Genomic DNA, 14,781 nt, shown 5'->3' on the forward strand with positions numbered 1-14,781 from the left:
CGCCCCTTTCAATTGACCCCGACGCTGTTACCTCAGGAGAAGTCCATGAACGTCAATGACCCGCAAGCGCCATCGAGCGTGCCACCGCGCGGCGCAGCCATCATCGGTGGCGCGGACCAGAACCCTCAGGGATGCGGGCCGTTCGTGATGGCGTCGGACACGCTGGAGGGCAACAAGGTGGTGGATCCGTCGGGCCAGGAGATCGGCACCATCGACCACATCATGCTCGACGTGGTCGGTGGGCGGATTGCCTACGCTGTGCTGGCGATGGGCGGATTCCTCGGTATCGGGGAGAAGCTCCACGCGCTGCCATGGTCGGCCCTCACGCTCGATACGCGGCGCAAATGCTTCGTGCTCGGCGTGGAGAAGGATCGGATCAAGGCCTCGCCCGGTTTCGACAAGGAGCATTGGCCCAACATGGCCAACTCGGAATGGGGCACGAGCATCCACGAGTACTACGGCATCTCGCCGTACTGGGAGTCGGATCGCTACGATCCGTGGGCATAAACATGCCTGTGCCGCCCCCGGTCTGGCGCCAGCGCCGGATCGGGTGTGTTTCGTCCGCGCTCAGACCTTGTTTTAGACCTTGTTCTAGACCTTGTGATTGATCTGGCCGGCGGGCCGTTCCATCGGATCGGCGCGCATGCCGCTTGCCGCTGGCTGGCCCGGCGGCTCTACCGGCGGCGGCACCCGCGTGGTCAGTTGATTTGACACACCGAGAATACCCGGTGGCGTGGCCGCGGCCTTCTCCAGCCGCTGCGACAGATCGATGTCCTCCACCCGTCCGCTCAGCGTGACGCGCCGATCGACCACGTGCACGGTCACCGTGTCCGGCATATCCCCACCGCACACCTCCGCGATACAGGTTCCCACCCGCTCCCGCAGCATCTCGTCATCGTTGTCTGTCATCACGGCTCCTTTCGTTGCCAGGTCGTCGTTGTCGACGGATGTCTTCAACGTAGCACGTACCGTGCCCCACCGACACAGCATCTGCACTGGCACGTCATGTAGGACGGCACCGGCTAACCATTGCGACGCGCGCTTCGTAGAATTTACGCAGAACATTTGCTAAACCCGCCGGAGCGCCGTCATGGACTTCCCACGCCACAGCCTCATGCATCTTTTCGATCGCTTCGCGGGGGCCGCCACGCGTCAGGCCGGCTCGCCTGCGGCATTTGCCCTGGCACTGTTCGTCGTGCTCGCATGGGCCATCAGCGGCCCCTTGTTCGGCTATTCCGAAACCTGGCAACTCGTGATCAACACCGGTACCACCATCGTCACGTTCCTGATGGTGTTCCTGATCCAGCAGAGCCAGAACAAGGACTCGACCGCGGTCCATCTGAAGCTCAACGAATTGATTGCTTCGCACAAGCAGGCCAGCAACCATCTGATTTCGATCGAGGATCTGGACGAGGACGAACTGCGTCAACTCGTGCGTTTTTACCGGCACCTGGCGGAACTGGCCGACCGGGAAGGGGGCGTCAAATGCAGCCACTCGATCGACGAGGCCAACGAGATTCACGCTGACAAATCGCGTGCGTTGCACGAACGTCTGCAGCGCGAGGGAGGTACGCACCGGAAGCACGAACCGGCTTAGCGGTCATTGGCATGGTTCTGGCAGGGGAGGCAATGGACATCATGCAGTTCATGCAGTAGCAGACCGGCGCAACTTCCGACAGGAGCTCACCATGGCGACTACCGCAACTTCCTCTGCCGCTCCGCAGGCCGCGCGTATTCCCGCGCAGGACCCCGCGCAGGATCCCAATTCGCGCGCGCTTCACCGCGACGTATGCGTCGTCGCCTACGGGCGGGCCGATGTCGACGATCCCGGCAGTCATCAGGGCGCCACGCTGGCACACGTGGCACGCAACGTGGCGCAGATCGCCGGCTATACATTTGCGGGCAGCTATGACGCGGTGCGCAATGGGCCCACCGGCGCCAGCGCACGCATGTACTTCGTGCCGGCGGACACGCTCGTGGGCGTCGACAGCGCGAAGCAACTCGGCATCACGAGTATCGAGGACCTGTTCGGTGGTGTGGTGCCGCAGGCGTTCATCGCCACCAAGGCCATCTCGCACGGGCTGATTCGTCCCGACGCGCGCGCGCCGGAAGGGTGGAGCGAAGCGTTTGCCGCGCGCGTGCGCGATTGCGTGCTGCCCGGCTATACCGCGTTCGATCGCGACGATGCCCTCGCGGCGGGGCGCGAAATGCTGAAAGGCGGTGCGGTACGCGTCAAAGAGCCGTGCGGTATCGGCGGGCTCGGCCAGCAGGTGGCCAGAAACGAAGCCGAACTGGTCGCGGCGCTCGAGGCGATCGACATTGCGCGCATCGAGGCCGAGGGTGTGGTGCTCGAGCGCAACCTCGAGGACGTGACCACGTTCAGCGTGGGGCAGGTGGAACTCGGCGGGCTGCGGGCGAGCTATTGCGGCACGCAGACGCTGACGAAGAATCACGATGGCAACATGGTCTATGGTGGTTCCACGCTGCGCGCGGTGCGTGGCACCCTCGAAGACCTGCTGGCGCATCCGATCGAGACGCATCTGCGCGATGCGGTGCGCGCGGCCATCGACTATCACGCGGCCGCGATCGACTGCTTTCCGGGCATGCTGATCTCGCGCTGCAACTACGATGTCGCAATGGGCACCGACAACGGCCGGCAGCGGCTCGGTGTGCTCGAGCAGTCGTGGCGCGCCGGCGGTGCCTCGGGCGCCGAGCTCGCGGTGCTGAAGGCGTTCCGCGACGATCCCCGCTGCAATCGCGCCACCGCATCCACCTGCGAGCGCTACGACGCGAACGCCACGATTCCTCCGGGCGCCGATGTCTACTTTGCGGGCGAAGACCGCAATGTCGGCGCGCTCGTCAAATTCGCAATGCTGGAGTCCAGTTCCGATGGCAACACATGAAGAATCGATCCAGATCCCTACCGAGGGAGGGACCATCGCGGGCACGGTGATCATGCCCGCCACCAAACTGCCCGGCGTGCTGTTCGTGCACGGCTGGGGCGGCAGTCAACAGCAATACCATATGCGCGCGCGGGAAGTCGCGGCGCTCGGGTGCGTCTGCATGACGTTCGATCTGACCGGCCATGCCGGGACGTCGGCACAGTACGAAACCGTCAGCCGCAACCGCAACCTCGCTGACGTCCTCGCCGCCTATGACATGCTGATCCGTCATCCCGAAGTCGACCGGAATGCAATCGCGGTGGTCGGCAGTAGCTACGGCGGCTATCTCGCGGCAGTGCTCAGCGAGTTGCGACCGGTGCGATGGATGGCATTCCGCGCGCCCGCGTTGTACATGGACAGTGGCTGGGACTCGCCCAAGCGCCAATTGCACAAGGATCAGGACCTCGTCGCCTATCGCCGGAAGGTGGTGGCGCCGGACACCAACCGCGCCTTGCGCGCATGCACGAACTTCAAGGGCGACATCCTAGTGGTCTCGTCCGAGCACGATGCCATTGTGCCGAAGACCGCGGTGCTGAGTTACGTCGATGCCTGCGTGCAGGCTTCTTCAATTACCTATCGCGAATTGAAGAACGCCGATCACGGACTTTCCAGCGAGGACAGCCAGCGGGCCTACGGCAAACTGTTGGTGGGCTGGCTGCGCGAGATGATTACCGAGGCACGGGCCGGTGCGCCGATCTCCGCGCGTCCGGGCAAATCCGCGTCGGCGGCGCTGGAGGCAAGCGCCGATGGCGGGCTTGAGCCGCCGTCGCTGCCCACGGCGGAGACCACACCTCCGGTCACCATCGAAAACGACGACGAGAACGATCCGCAGGTCATCGCCGCCGCGCCCGCGCGCGCGGCCGAGTAGTACGCGCGCTCAGTACGCACACTCAACTGGCGCTGGCGGTCACGCGTCCCTCCATCGCGCGCCCCATCTTCAGGTGCTCGCGCAGGGTCGGCAGCATTCTCTCGGCGTACCCGCGCAGCGCTGCGTCACTACCCCGCGTGGCCTGATTCTGGAACAGCAGCACGGCCTGCTCGTGCGCGTCCACGGCCACCGTGCGCACATAGGCTTCTTCGAACTGCGGCGACTTGAGCGTGCGCAGGCGTGCCAGTTCGGGCGACTCCGGCACGCGCTTCTGCGGCGTGACGCCGCGCTCCCGAGCAATGCGGCGCAGCGCTTCGGCAGCCGCGCTATGGTCCTTGATCATTTGGCGGGCAAATGCCTGAATCTTTGCGTCGGCCGAGACCTTCAGCGCGAGTTCGCTGGCTGCAATCTCCATCTCGCTGGCCATCAGCGCTTCATCGACAAAGCGCAGATCATCGGTCGACAGCGACGACGAGGGTGGCTTGGTCGGTGCGGCGTTGGGCGGCACCGTCGACGGCGCGGGCGCATCGGTCGACACCAGCACTTCCAGCGGCACGAATGCCGATGGCTGGGCGAGCGCCTGGGCGGAGCCAAGGGAGGCGATCAGCATCGCGCACACCGCGACGTGTAAGGCCGGATGCCGTGACATGTCATTTCGATTCGGCTGCATGGCGAAGACTCCTGGTTCGATGTGATGCGCCCCTGATGCGCCCTTGTGTGTACACGTTGGCGCAAGAAGCATTCCCGACCTGACATGAACAAGGCGAGGGGTTTGTAGCAAATGTCCGCGCACGCCGTTTCTGCATCGGGCGCGCGCAAAAATTGCAAACGGACTCTCGCTATGCGGTGATCGCGCGGCGGTTATGACGTCCACGATGACGCCCACGCCGATGGCACGAGACATGCGTAGCGCTGCGGCATGACCACCACTGTCCGCCTGCGTCACGTCGATGACACCGAGCCCGGCATCCTGCGCAAACGCGCGGGCACCGGCTTTTTTTATGTGGATGCCGATGGCGGGCGAGTCGACGACGACACCACGATCGAGCGTATCAACGCGCTGGCCATTCCGCCGGCCTATGAAGACGTGTGGATTTGCGCCGATCCGAACGGCCATCTGCAGGCCACTGGCCGCGATGCGCGCGGACGCAAGCAGTATCGCTATCACAATGACTGGACCGCCCTGCGCGACACCGACAAATATGCGCGGCTACTGGCGTTCGGTTTTGCCCTGCCGCGTGTGCGTAGCCGCATCGCGCGCGACCTGCGCCGCAACGGCATGCCGCGCGAGAAGATTCTGGCCGCCGTCGTGACCTTGCTCGATGCCACGCTGGTGCGCGTCGGCACGCCGCGCTACGCCGAGCAGAACCGCACCTACGGGCTGACCACGCTCAAGCGGCGCCACGTCGCCGTGCGCGGCAGCCGGCTGCGGTTCCAGTTCACCGGCAAAAGCGGCGTGACGCACGACGTCTCGGTCAACGACGCGCGGCTTGCGCGCATCGTGCGCAATTGCGCCGATCTGCCCGGACAGCAATTGTTCAAGTACAAGGACACCGACGGCGAAATTCGCCAGGTCGGCTCGACCGACGTCAACACCTATCTGCAGGAGATTACCGACGGCGATTTCACCGCCAAGGATTTCCGCACCTGGGCCGGTAGCGTGCATGCGCTGGCGCTGCTCCGCAAGACGCCGGCCGATGGCGAGAATGCGCGCAAGAAGGCGGTGGTGGCGGTCATCAAGGCGGTGGCGCAGCGGCTGCGCAATACGGTCGCGGTTTGCCGCAAGTGCTACGTGCATCCGGACGTGCTGGCCGCGTTCATGGCCGATACGCTCGATGCCTTGCCGGAGCCGCGCGCGGGCCTGCGTCTGCGCGCCGACGAAGCGCGCTTGCTCGCGCTGCTGGAGGCGAGCGTGGCCGCGTCCGCAGCGCCGCGCGTGGTCACGCGCAAGGCTGCCTGAAGCTCCGTCCCAAGGCACGCACCGCTGGGCATGGCAATTGCATCGCATAGGTCGGAGGAAGCCGCCAACGATGCGGTGACCATTCAAATAACGACAACATACGTAGTACGAGGCCTCAAGTGGAACAACACATCTTCCCTTGCGCGCAGGCAACAGTCAGCTGCGCCGCAACGGGCTCCGCGGAAGCGATTCAGGCTTCCGCCACCGCTGAACCTTCCCGACTGCATCGACTCGCAACCTTGCCCCAGATGGGGCGCCGTGGCCGCCATGGTGTGCAGCCATTGCGTGGTCCCGACCTGCGCCAGACGCGCGTGCTGATGCATGCCCTCTGCTCGCTGCGTCTGGAACTGGGCGGACAGCATGCGGCGGAGAACGCCGCCGTGCTGGCTGGCCGCCGTGCCGACATGATGTCGCTGTGGGACGACAGACCGCGAGAAATCTTCACGCAGCCCGATGTCGAAAGCGGGATCGAAGCGCGTCTGGACGCGGCGTTCGAGCACGTGCAGGCGGGCAGCACGCGCGAGGCGGCCGGCGAGTTCAAGCGCGCCTATCTCCTGCTGTGCTGCGTGCTGACGCATGCGCGCGATCAGGCCCGCCGTGCGCGCTCGGTTGACGCTTTGGTCCCGGTTCCCGCTGTCATTACGCCGTTGGCGTAACTCAGCGCCCCTTCACGCGTGCCGGGCAAGGCCCCAGGTAGCCCGGCAGCTTGCGCGCTTTCGGGCTATGCGCGAGCCGCACGCTGCGCGCGAGTGCCACCGCGAACGTGTGGTGCGAGTCCAGCGGCCCGTCGATCTCCCGCCGGAAGAAGTCGGCCCAGCGAAAGTCGGGATACGCAGTCTTGACCTTGCGATAGCCGCCGGCCAATTGCACGAACGCTTCGAGGCTGCGGTACGGATCGTCGCGCATGCCGTGAATATCCGGCGGCAGCGCTTTGATGGGCTGGCGTCGGCCATGCTCGTCGTAGGGATGCACGAGGTGATGCTCGACCATATGCACCCAGAACGCACGCCATGACAGATGGTTGAGATCCGCGCGCACGATGGCGGGAACGGTCGAGATGCCCATCTCATGCCACGCGCGTACCCAGTGATGATGGTCGACCACGAACATGCTGTGCTCGGGGCCAATCACGATATGGATCCGATGGCGATCGAGAAACGCTCCGAGCCGCTCACGCGGCAGGCGGCGCGTAACATGGATCTTCTGTGAAACGTGGTACGCACCAATCGTGATCTGCGTTGGCCGCAGATGATCGACGGGAACACGAAGGCAGGCGCCCTTGCGAAGGTGAGTAGGCATGCGTCGGCTTGGATTGAGCGTTTCGTTCGCCAAGTTGCTGCAAAAAGCATGCCCCACGTGACCGAGGTTCCGCACGCCCTGAGCGCGGCAATGATTGCCGCGCGTTGTAACGGTTACCCAGTCAGCGTCCGCGGGGACAGCCCGGTAGTAGAGCGTCGGCGCGGCACGATACTTGCGCAGGCCTCTACGGACCGACCCCTCGGAGGACCACAGATATGGGCACACCCGACAAGATTCCGCCGCAGCATCAGGACCGCCAGCCCGGCATCGAGGCCCGGATGTCGCCGAAGCCCGACAGCGGTGCCGACGACTACGTGGGTAGCGGCCGGCTGTCAGGCAAGCGCGCGCTCATCACAGGCGGCGACAGCGGCATCGGCCGCGCCATCGCGGTGGCGTTCGCGCGTGAAGGCGCCGATGTGGCGATCGCCTACCTCGACGAGCACGAGGACGCGCGGGAAACCGTGCGCCTGATCGAAGCGGCGGGCCGCGAGGCGCTCGCGATCGCCGGCGACATTGGCGAGATCTCTCACGTCGATGCCATGGTGGCGCAAGTTCTCGAGCGCTTTGGCGAACTCGACATCCTTGTCAACAACGCGGCCGAGCAACATCCACAGGAGTCGATCGAGGACATCGATGTCGAGCAGCTCGAGTCGACGTTTCGCACCAATATCTTCTCGATGTTCCACGTCACGCGCGCGGTGCTGCCGTATCTGCGCGCGCGTGGCGCCATCGTCAACACCACGTCGGTCACCGCCTATCGCGGCAGTGCGCATCTGCTCGACTATTCTTCGACCAAGGGAGCCATTGTCGCGTTCACGCGGTCGCTGGCGCTCCAGATCGTCAAGCGCGGTATTCGCGTCAACGGCGTGGCGCCGGGACCGATCTGGACGCCGCTGATTCCATCGACCTTCACAGCCGACGAGGTAGCCGAGTTCGGCAAGAAGACGCCGATGGGACGCCCAGGCCAGCCTTATGAAGTGGCATCCGGCTATGTGTTCCTGGCCTCGGATGCGGCCAGCTATATCACGGGCCAGATTTTGCATATCAACGGCGGCGAGATCGTCAATGCCTGACACCGTCATTCAAGTCGTCACCAGAGGAGACCCATCATGTCATCGATCGTAGCGGGACGTTTCGCGTCCACCGCGGATGCGGAGGAAGTGGCACGCAAACTGTATGAACGCGGTTTTTCGGTGTGGGACGTTTCCATCATGGCGCTCGCGGATGAAGGCGTCATGCTTGCGGCGCATGCCAAAGGCGAGCGTCGCAAGGAAGCCACCGACGTGCTAAACGCGGGCGGGGGTAAAGACGTCGCTCATGCTGAGGGGAAGTGGGAGGGCGGGCAGTGGACCGACTTCGGTGCCGCGGCCAGGGCCGAGCCCGAAGGCGAACCGTGGCCCGCGCCAGTCTCGAAGGGGTCGGGAGACAAAGCCGGCGACGCCAAGCGTGATCCGCATGCAAAGCCTGTCGCCGAAGAAGCGGTCGCGGTGGAGAGCACCGGCAATGAAGATCCCGGCAGCGAACTCGAACATTTCGTTGACCATCAGGTCACCAAGAATAGTTGAGGCGCCATGGCAAAGCCCGACTACGAGATGGCGGACCTTGCCACGCTGCGTCCCACGCAACTGACGCTCGGGCTCTATCAGGTGCGCCACAAGATGGACGTATCTTCGCGGCCGCGCAGTACCGGCGGTCTGCGCCGCTTTTTGCGTGGGCATCGCATTCGCACGATCCGCGGCCCCGGCGGCGCGCTGTATATCGCCGATCATCATCACTGGGCACGCGCGTGGCTCGAACTCGGCTGGCGCCGCGCGCCGGTGTCAGTGGACGCGGACCTCAGCGATCTGGGTCCCAATGCGTTCTGGAAGCGGATGAGCGAACTGGGGCACGTCAATGCGTACGACGAACATGGCAACCGGCAGGGCCACGAGGCGCTGCCGCCGACCGTGCTGGGCATGCGTGACGATCCATATCGCAGCCTGGCAGCGTTCGCGCGCGACGCCGGCGCCTATCGCAAGCCCGGCAACGCCTATGGCGATTTCAGCTGGGCGCGCTTTCTGCACCGGCATTTGCGAGAGGATATGCACAGCATCGCGGGCTTCGGGCGCGCGCTGTCGCTGGCGATCGAACTGGCGCGCAGCCGCAAGGCGCGCAAATTGCCCGGTTATATCGGCAGTTGCGGCACGCGAGAAGGTTGAGAACAAAAAACGCCCCGCTTGTGCGGGGCGTCGCTGGCTCGTCGTCTCCGGTCCGTCTCCGGTCCCTATACCGTCATATCCTGCCCAATACCACGAGCAGAACCACGATCACGACGATGAGCCCCAGGCCGCTGCTTGGCCAGTATCCCCATCCAGTGCTGTACGGCCACGCGGGCAGCGCGCCAATCAACAGCAGGATCAGAATAATAAGAAGGATGGTGCCGATTCCCATGAACGCTCTCCTTTTTTTGTCTTGTCTTAAGAGTAGGGCAGCGACACGCGGCAAAGAGGCGGGAAGGGGCTGATTACGGTGTAGGAATAAGACGACGCGTCACGCGGTGACACGTCGTTTCCGTGCGCAGCGTCAAAATGCCGCGCTATAGATCTCGAACGCGTCGCGCTCGGTCACCTCGCGCGGGTTGTTCACGAGCAAACGGGTCTGCAGCATCGCATCGCGCGCAAGCCGCGAGATATCGCCTTCCTGCACGCCGACTTCACGCAGCGTGCGCGGAATGCCGGTGGCTTCGATCAGACCTTCGACGTGGCGGATCAGGGCCGCGGTCTTGGTCTCGCAGCTACCGGTGGTGCCTGGCACGATCACATCGGCCAGCTCCGCGTAAAGCTTGCTGGCGTTAGGCGCGTTGAACTTCATCACATGCGGCAGCACTAGTGCGTTGGACAGACCATGCGGCACGTGGAAGATACCGCCGATCGGATACGCGAGCGCATGCACGGCCGCCACCGGCGCGTTGGCAAAGGCCTGGCCGGCGAACATCGCGCCCACCAGCATCGCCTCGCGCGCGGCGCGGTCGTGGCCGTTCTCGCAGGCCAGCATCACGTTGCGCGAAAGCAGGTCCAGCGCGCGCAGCGCCAGCATGTCCGAGATCGGATTTTTCAGATGCGCACTGGTGTAGGCCTCGATCGCATGCACCATCGCGTCGATGCCCGTCGCCGCAGTGGCGGCGCGCGGCAGGCCAAGCGTGAGTTCCGCATCGAGGATCGCGATATCGGCATACAGCTGCGGCGCCACCACGCCCATCTTGGTGGTCTCGCCAGTCGTGACGATCGACACCGCCGTGACCTCGGAACCGGTACCCGCCGTCGTCGGGATCTGTGCCAGGGGCAATCGCGTGCCGGTGATCTTGCGCACGCCATACATGTCCTTGAGTGACTGCGTGGCCGGCAGCAATACCGCGATCAGCTTGGCCACGTCCATCGACGAGCCGCCACCCAGACCGAGCACGGCCTCGGCCCGCGCGACGCGCGCGCGCTCGGTTGCCTCCAGCACCACGTGCTCGGGCGGATCGGCGACCACGTCGTCGATGACGGTCACTTCCCACCCGTGACGCGCAAGATCCTCGAGCGCGGGCACCAGCAGGCCGCTCTTCGACAGGAAGCCGTCGGTCACCACGACAAGGCGGCGCAAGGCGGGCCATGACTCGCGCAGCAGCGCGCCAAGCCGGCGCGCCGCGCCGTATTCAACGACGATGCTCGGCACCGTCTGGAAGCGAAATGGGTTCATGCTGTCTCCAATGACTTTCTCGTTGGACATTGCCGTATCGGGCATGCCGGCACAGTATGCGCCGGCCGGCCCAAACGGGTGGTCGTTACATCTGCAGGCACAGGTACTTGATCTCGAGGTATTCCTCGATGCCGTGACGCGAACCCTCGCGGCCCACGCCCGATTGCTTGATACCGCCGAACGGCGCCACCTCGTTGGAGATCAGGCCGGTGTTGAGCCCGACCATGCCGTACTCGAGCGCTTCCGAGGTCTTCCATGCGCGCGCGATATCGCGCGTGTACAGGTAGGCGGCCAGACCGAACTCGGTGGCGTTGGCGGCGGCGATGGCCTCCGCGTCGTCCTTGAAGCGGAACAGCGGTGCCACCGGGCCGAAGATCTCTTCGCGAGCCATGCGCATGTCGGCAGTGGCATCGGCAATCACGGTCGGCGCATAGAACGTGCCGCCCAGCGCGTGGGCAGCGCCACCGGTGATCACACGCGCGCCCTTGGCCTTTGCGTCATCGACGAGCGACTTCACCTTGTCCACGGCCTTCGGTTCGATCAGCGGTCCGATCAGCACGCCGTTCTCGAGGCCATTGCCCACCTGCAACTGGGCCGCGCGCGCCGCGAACTTCTCGGCGAACGCCTCGTAGATGCCATCCTGAATATAGAAACGGTTTGCGCAGACGCAGGTTTGACCACCATTGCGGTACTTGGCGGCGATCGCGCCTTCCACCGCGGCATCGACGTCGGCATCGTCGAACACGATGAACGGCGCATTGCCGCCGAGTTCGAGCGACAGGCGCTTGATGGTCGGCGCGCACTGCGCCATCAACAGGCGACCGACTTCGGTCGATCCCGTGAACGACAGCTTGCGCACGATCGGGCTGGCGGTCAGCACGCCGCCGATCGGCTTCGAATGTCCGGTCAGCACCTGCACCACGCCTGCCGGAATGCCCGCGCGCGCGCCGAGTTCGGCCAGCGCGAACGCCGACAACGGCGTCAGTTCGGACGGCTTGATTACGATCGCGCAACCGGCGGCCAGCGCCGGCGCGACCTTGCGCGTGATCATGGCTGCGGGAAAATTCCACGGCGTGATGGCCGCGCACACGCCCACCGGCTGGCGCAGCGTGACGAGGCGCTTGTCCGCGGCGGGCGAGGCCAGCACTTCGCCATCGACGCGCTTGGCTTCCTCGGCAAACCATTCGATAAAGCTCGCCGCATAGGCAATCTCGCCGCGCGACTCGGCCAGCGGCTTGCCTTGCTCGCGCGTCATCAGATACGCGAGATCATCGGTGTTGGCGATCATCAGATCGAACCAGCGGCGCAGAATGACCGCGCGCTCCTTGCCGGTCTTCGCGGCCCAGCTCTTCTGCGCGATCTCGGCAGAGGCAATCGCGCGCTCGGTTTCGGCGGCACCCAGGTTCGGCACCTGGGCGATGACCTCGCCGGTGGCGGGATCGTTGACGGGCAACGTCTCGCCGTTGTCGGCACCGACCCATTGACCGTCGATGAAGGCTAGCTGCTTGAGGAGCGAGGCGTCTTTGAGTTGAATGGGTTGGGTCATGGAGGTGATATTCGGTTTTACAGCGATATTGTTATCGCGACATTGACATCGTTCAATAGGTGGAACATCATTCCGCATATAGAACGTCATGTTCGAGAGTCTATAACTTATTCCGTGGTTAACCAAGCTACCAAGCCACCAAGCCGCCGCCATGCCCAAGTCTTCTTACGATCCATTAAGCGCCCCGGGTCAGCCGCCGCTCAAGACCACCGCGCCGGCGGTCGTACGGGCGGTGCAGGTGCTGGACGCGCTGGCGGCAGCGCCCCAGCCGGTGTCACTGGCGGATCTGGCCCGGGCCACCGGCGCGCCCAAGAGCTCTCTGCACGGCCTGTGCGAAACCCTCGTGCACCTGCATCTGGTGAAACGCCTGCCGGATGGCACCATGGCGCTCGGCCCCCACGTCATGGGCTGGGCCAACGCATTCCTGTCCCAGACCCAGATCACCGAGGAGTTCCGCACGCTGTGGGAAGCCACCGAGGCCTTCGGCGAGGCCACGGTCACGTTGTCGATGCTCGACGATACCGAGGTGGTCTATCTGGCCTGCCGCAATGGCAACCGGCCGCTCGGCGTCACGTTCCGCATCGGCATGCGTCTGCCCGCGCCGTACACGGCAACCGGCAAGGCCATCCTCAGCACGCTGCCGCCGGAGGTCGTCCGCGCGTTACTCGTGGATCGCTGGCCGGACCCGCTCACGCGTGCCAGTGTGGCCACTCCGGACGCGCTTGCCATCGAGCTCGATACCGTGCGGGCGCTGGGGTATTCCACCGACAATGGCCAGATGCGCGAAGGCATGACGTGTTTCGGCGCGCCGGTATTCGACACCAGCGGACACCAGGCGGTGGGAGCGATCGCCGTGAGTTACCTGAGCAATGAAATCGACACGGCGACAGCCGTACGGGTCGGCCCACGCGTGCGAGACCTCGCGGACAAGCTGTCGGCGAGGCTTGGGCATCGCAAAGTGCTTAAATTTTGAGCATCCCAGTGCGGTAGCGCACATATGGGCGTCCGGCGGCAGGAAAGCTCAGGATATCCACAGATCCTGTGGATATCTGTGGACAGTGTGTGACGCAAAAGCGCGACCGCACGAAAATGGGGGGCGATGTGGGAAAGTGCACGTTTCGCTATGTCGGTGCGGGAGCCGAACGAGTATCCTCAGGCATCCACTCGTTCCGTACGGCCGCCACCGTCTGTCATTGTCTGCCATCGTCTACCGTCGTCTACCGTCGTCTACCGTCGTCGGCTGGCGCCCGCTAACCGTCCCCGTGTGACTTACGCCATGCTACCAACGCGCTCCCGTATGTCCTCACGTCCCCCGGTTCAGCCGATCTGGCCGAGCCACACCAAACGCCACCTCGCGACCCTGCTCGCCCTGAGTCTCGGCCTTGGGCTGAGCGGTTGTCTGCCGCAATATCGCGTCCCGTCCGGTGCGCCCAGCGCTACCGTGCGGTTGCTCACCACGACCGACGACAACACCGTGTTCACCGTTGCCGACCCGGGGGGATGTCCGACGCCCGCACGGCCCCGGGTGCTCGCGGGCACTGGCAAGAATCTGGCCGCGATGGGCCGGGAGCCAAGCCTGGGCATGGCCGGCGCTTCCCCAGAGCCGCCTTCTCGGTCGCGCGAGCGCAAGCTGGAGGCCGGGCGGCGGGTCTATATCGCGGTGTCATCGACGGCGGCACCACCACTGCCGGAGATGCGCTGCGCGGCGGGCGTGTCGTTCGTGCCGCAGGCGGGCGGGCAGTATGAGATTCGTTACGCCCGCGACGAAGCCGCTGGTCAATGTTCCGCGCGCGTGTTGCGCGTCGAAGCCAAGCCCGAGGGCGGTGCCGCGCTATATCAGGAAACGACTCAACAGGGATTTCGTGCGCTGCGTCGCGACTATATCTGCGAGCGAGCGGAGTGAGAGCGGGAAAAGCGCGGGGAGAAGTACGGCGGGGAAGGCGAGCGGAGCAAAAAATAAGACGCGAGCGTGCGTAACCTGTCCGATGCCATCAATGACGCCGGCACCAATGATAGCGACATCAATGGCATCGGCATCATGACAACAATACGCACGCTCGTTTGATACGGCAGTTACTGCAGCCAATCAGGCTAACGAATCAGGCTGCCTGTTCAATCAGAAAACGTTCCGGACGCTTGCCGAGCCATGCCGGCGCGCGACCGCGACCCGACCACGTCTTGCCAGTCTTCGGATCCTGATACTTCGGCGGCAGCGACGACGTCTTGCGTGCGGCACCCACACCGGCACCGCTGCCGGCCGGGCGTCCACGACGACGCTTGGGCGCAATATCGTCAACCGTCAGATCGTAATCCGCCATCAATTGACGAATCTGGTCGATCACGCTCGACACTTCATTGGCGCGGACTTCGCTGAGCTTGGCTTCCAGTGCTTCTTTTTCGGCCAGCAGTTGCTTGTAGGTCGGCATATTGGATCCCCGTTCAGTGT

Annotated in this window: 18 protein-coding genes; 11 read left to right on the forward strand and 7 right to left on the reverse strand. The window is 64.6% G+C overall.

Translation table 11 applies throughout. The annotated features are described in order from the left end of the window. Positions 1-45: 45 nt before the first annotated feature. Complete coding sequence (locus LDO41_RS11615) at positions 46-507, forward strand: PRC-barrel domain-containing protein (protein ID WP_223987931.1); 462 nt, start codon at positions 46-48, stop codon at positions 505-507. An 84-nt stretch (positions 508-591) separates the two neighbouring features. On the opposite strand, the gene LDO41_RS11620 is transcribed toward LDO41_RS11615, so the two are convergent. Then, on the reverse strand, positions 592-909 hold the full coding sequence (locus LDO41_RS11620; RefSeq protein WP_223987945.1) for a BON domain-containing protein: 318 nt from the start codon (positions 907-909) through the stop codon (positions 592-594). A 181-nt stretch (positions 910-1,090) separates the two neighbouring features. On the opposite strand from LDO41_RS11620, the gene LDO41_RS11625 reads away from it, so the two are divergent. The 3 genes from LDO41_RS11625 (at position 1,091) to LDO41_RS11635 (ending at position 3,810) form a co-directional block, all read left to right on the forward strand. Continuing rightward, the gene (locus LDO41_RS11625) at positions 1,091-1,597 is read left to right on the forward strand and encodes a low affinity iron permease family protein (RefSeq protein WP_223987948.1); all 507 of its coding nucleotides are present in this window, start codon (positions 1,091-1,093) and stop codon (positions 1,595-1,597) included. 91 nt (positions 1,598-1,688) lie between these two features. Next, complete coding sequence (locus LDO41_RS11630) at positions 1,689-2,903, forward strand: DUF3182 family protein (protein ID WP_223987967.1); 1,215 nt, start codon at positions 1,689-1,691, stop codon at positions 2,901-2,903. Next, on the forward strand, positions 2,890-3,810 hold the full coding sequence (locus tag LDO41_RS11635) for an alpha/beta hydrolase family protein (RefSeq protein WP_223987970.1): 921 nt from the start codon (positions 2,890-2,892) through the stop codon (positions 3,808-3,810). The genes LDO41_RS11630 and LDO41_RS11635 overlap by 14 nt, the downstream gene beginning before the upstream one ends. 22 nt (positions 3,811-3,832) lie before the next feature. Here the strand turns inward: LDO41_RS11635 and LDO41_RS11640 are convergent, their stop codons facing one another. Next, positions 3,833-4,480, reverse strand: coding sequence for a DUF4142 domain-containing protein (locus tag LDO41_RS11640; protein ID WP_223987973.1), 648 nt, complete (start codon positions 4,478-4,480; stop codon positions 3,833-3,835). 249 nt (positions 4,481-4,729) lie between these two features. Here LDO41_RS11640 and LDO41_RS11645 point away from each other — a divergent pair, with 249 nt between their 5' ends. Next, on the forward strand, positions 4,730-5,770 hold the full coding sequence (locus tag LDO41_RS11645; protein ID WP_223987978.1) for a DNA topoisomerase IB: 1,041 nt from the start codon (positions 4,730-4,732) through the stop codon (positions 5,768-5,770). 119 nt (positions 5,771-5,889) lie between these two features. Then, positions 5,890-6,426, forward strand: coding sequence for a hypothetical protein (locus LDO41_RS11650; RefSeq protein ID WP_223987981.1), 537 nt, complete (start codon positions 5,890-5,892; stop codon positions 6,424-6,426). A 1-nt stretch (position 6,427) separates the two neighbouring features. Here the strand turns inward: LDO41_RS11650 and LDO41_RS11655 are convergent, their stop codons facing one another. Then, positions 6,428-7,069, reverse strand: coding sequence for a ParB-like protein (locus LDO41_RS11655; protein ID WP_223987999.1), 642 nt, complete (start codon positions 7,067-7,069; stop codon positions 6,428-6,430). A gap of 215 nt (positions 7,070-7,284) precedes the next feature. On the opposite strand from LDO41_RS11655, the gene LDO41_RS11660 reads away from it, so the two are divergent. Genes LDO41_RS11660 through LDO41_RS11670 form a run of 3 tightly spaced genes read left to right on the forward strand, consistent with a single transcriptional unit; the run spans position 7,285 to position 9,267 of the window. Continuing rightward, complete coding sequence (locus LDO41_RS11660) at positions 7,285-8,142, forward strand: SDR family oxidoreductase (RefSeq protein WP_223988002.1); 858 nt, start codon at positions 7,285-7,287, stop codon at positions 8,140-8,142. 36 nt (positions 8,143-8,178) lie between these two features. Continuing rightward, entirely contained in the window at positions 8,179-8,634 is a 456-nt protein-coding gene (locus tag LDO41_RS11665; RefSeq protein ID WP_223988005.1) for a hypothetical protein, read from the forward strand. A gap of 6 nt (positions 8,635-8,640) precedes the next feature. Beyond that, positions 8,641-9,267 (forward strand): ParB-like protein, encoded by a 627-nt coding sequence (locus LDO41_RS11670; RefSeq protein ID WP_223988008.1) that lies wholly within the window; start codon positions 8,641-8,643, stop codon positions 9,265-9,267. A gap of 73 nt (positions 9,268-9,340) precedes the next feature. Here LDO41_RS11670 and LDO41_RS11675 read toward each other — a convergent pair whose 3' ends face one another. The 3 genes from LDO41_RS11675 to LDO41_RS11685 form a co-directional block, all read right to left on the reverse strand. Continuing rightward, complete coding sequence (locus LDO41_RS11675) at positions 9,341-9,499, reverse strand: DUF3309 family protein (RefSeq protein WP_223988011.1); 159 nt, start codon at positions 9,497-9,499, stop codon at positions 9,341-9,343. Between the two features lie 132 nt (positions 9,500-9,631). Next, the gene (locus LDO41_RS11680; RefSeq protein WP_223988014.1) at positions 9,632-10,789 is read right to left on the reverse strand and encodes an iron-containing alcohol dehydrogenase; all 1,158 of its coding nucleotides are present in this window, start codon (positions 10,787-10,789) and stop codon (positions 9,632-9,634) included. Between the two features lie 85 nt (positions 10,790-10,874). Then, entirely contained in the window at positions 10,875-12,335 is a 1,461-nt protein-coding gene (locus tag LDO41_RS11685; protein WP_223988054.1) for an NAD-dependent succinate-semialdehyde dehydrogenase, read from the reverse strand. 151 nt (positions 12,336-12,486) lie between these two features. Between LDO41_RS11685 and LDO41_RS11690 the strand changes: the two genes are divergently transcribed. Together LDO41_RS11690 and LDO41_RS11695 are read left to right on the forward strand one after the other, a co-directional pair. Continuing rightward, entirely contained in the window at positions 12,487-13,308 is an 822-nt protein-coding gene (locus LDO41_RS11690; RefSeq protein WP_223988058.1) for an IclR family transcriptional regulator, read from the forward strand. 324 nt (positions 13,309-13,632) lie between these two features. Then, complete coding sequence (locus LDO41_RS11695) at positions 13,633-14,238, forward strand: hypothetical protein (RefSeq protein ID WP_223988060.1); 606 nt, start codon at positions 13,633-13,635, stop codon at positions 14,236-14,238. A 196-nt stretch (positions 14,239-14,434) separates the two neighbouring features. Here LDO41_RS11695 and LDO41_RS11700 read toward each other — a convergent pair whose 3' ends face one another. Next, complete coding sequence (locus LDO41_RS11700) at positions 14,435-14,761, reverse strand: H-NS histone family protein (RefSeq protein WP_223988063.1); 327 nt, start codon at positions 14,759-14,761, stop codon at positions 14,435-14,437. Positions 14,762-14,781: the final 20 nt, after the last annotated feature.

This window comes from Cupriavidus pampae (assembly GCF_914271485.1).
GTDB lineage: Bacteria > Pseudomonadota > Gammaproteobacteria > Burkholderiales > Burkholderiaceae > Cupriavidus > Cupriavidus pampae.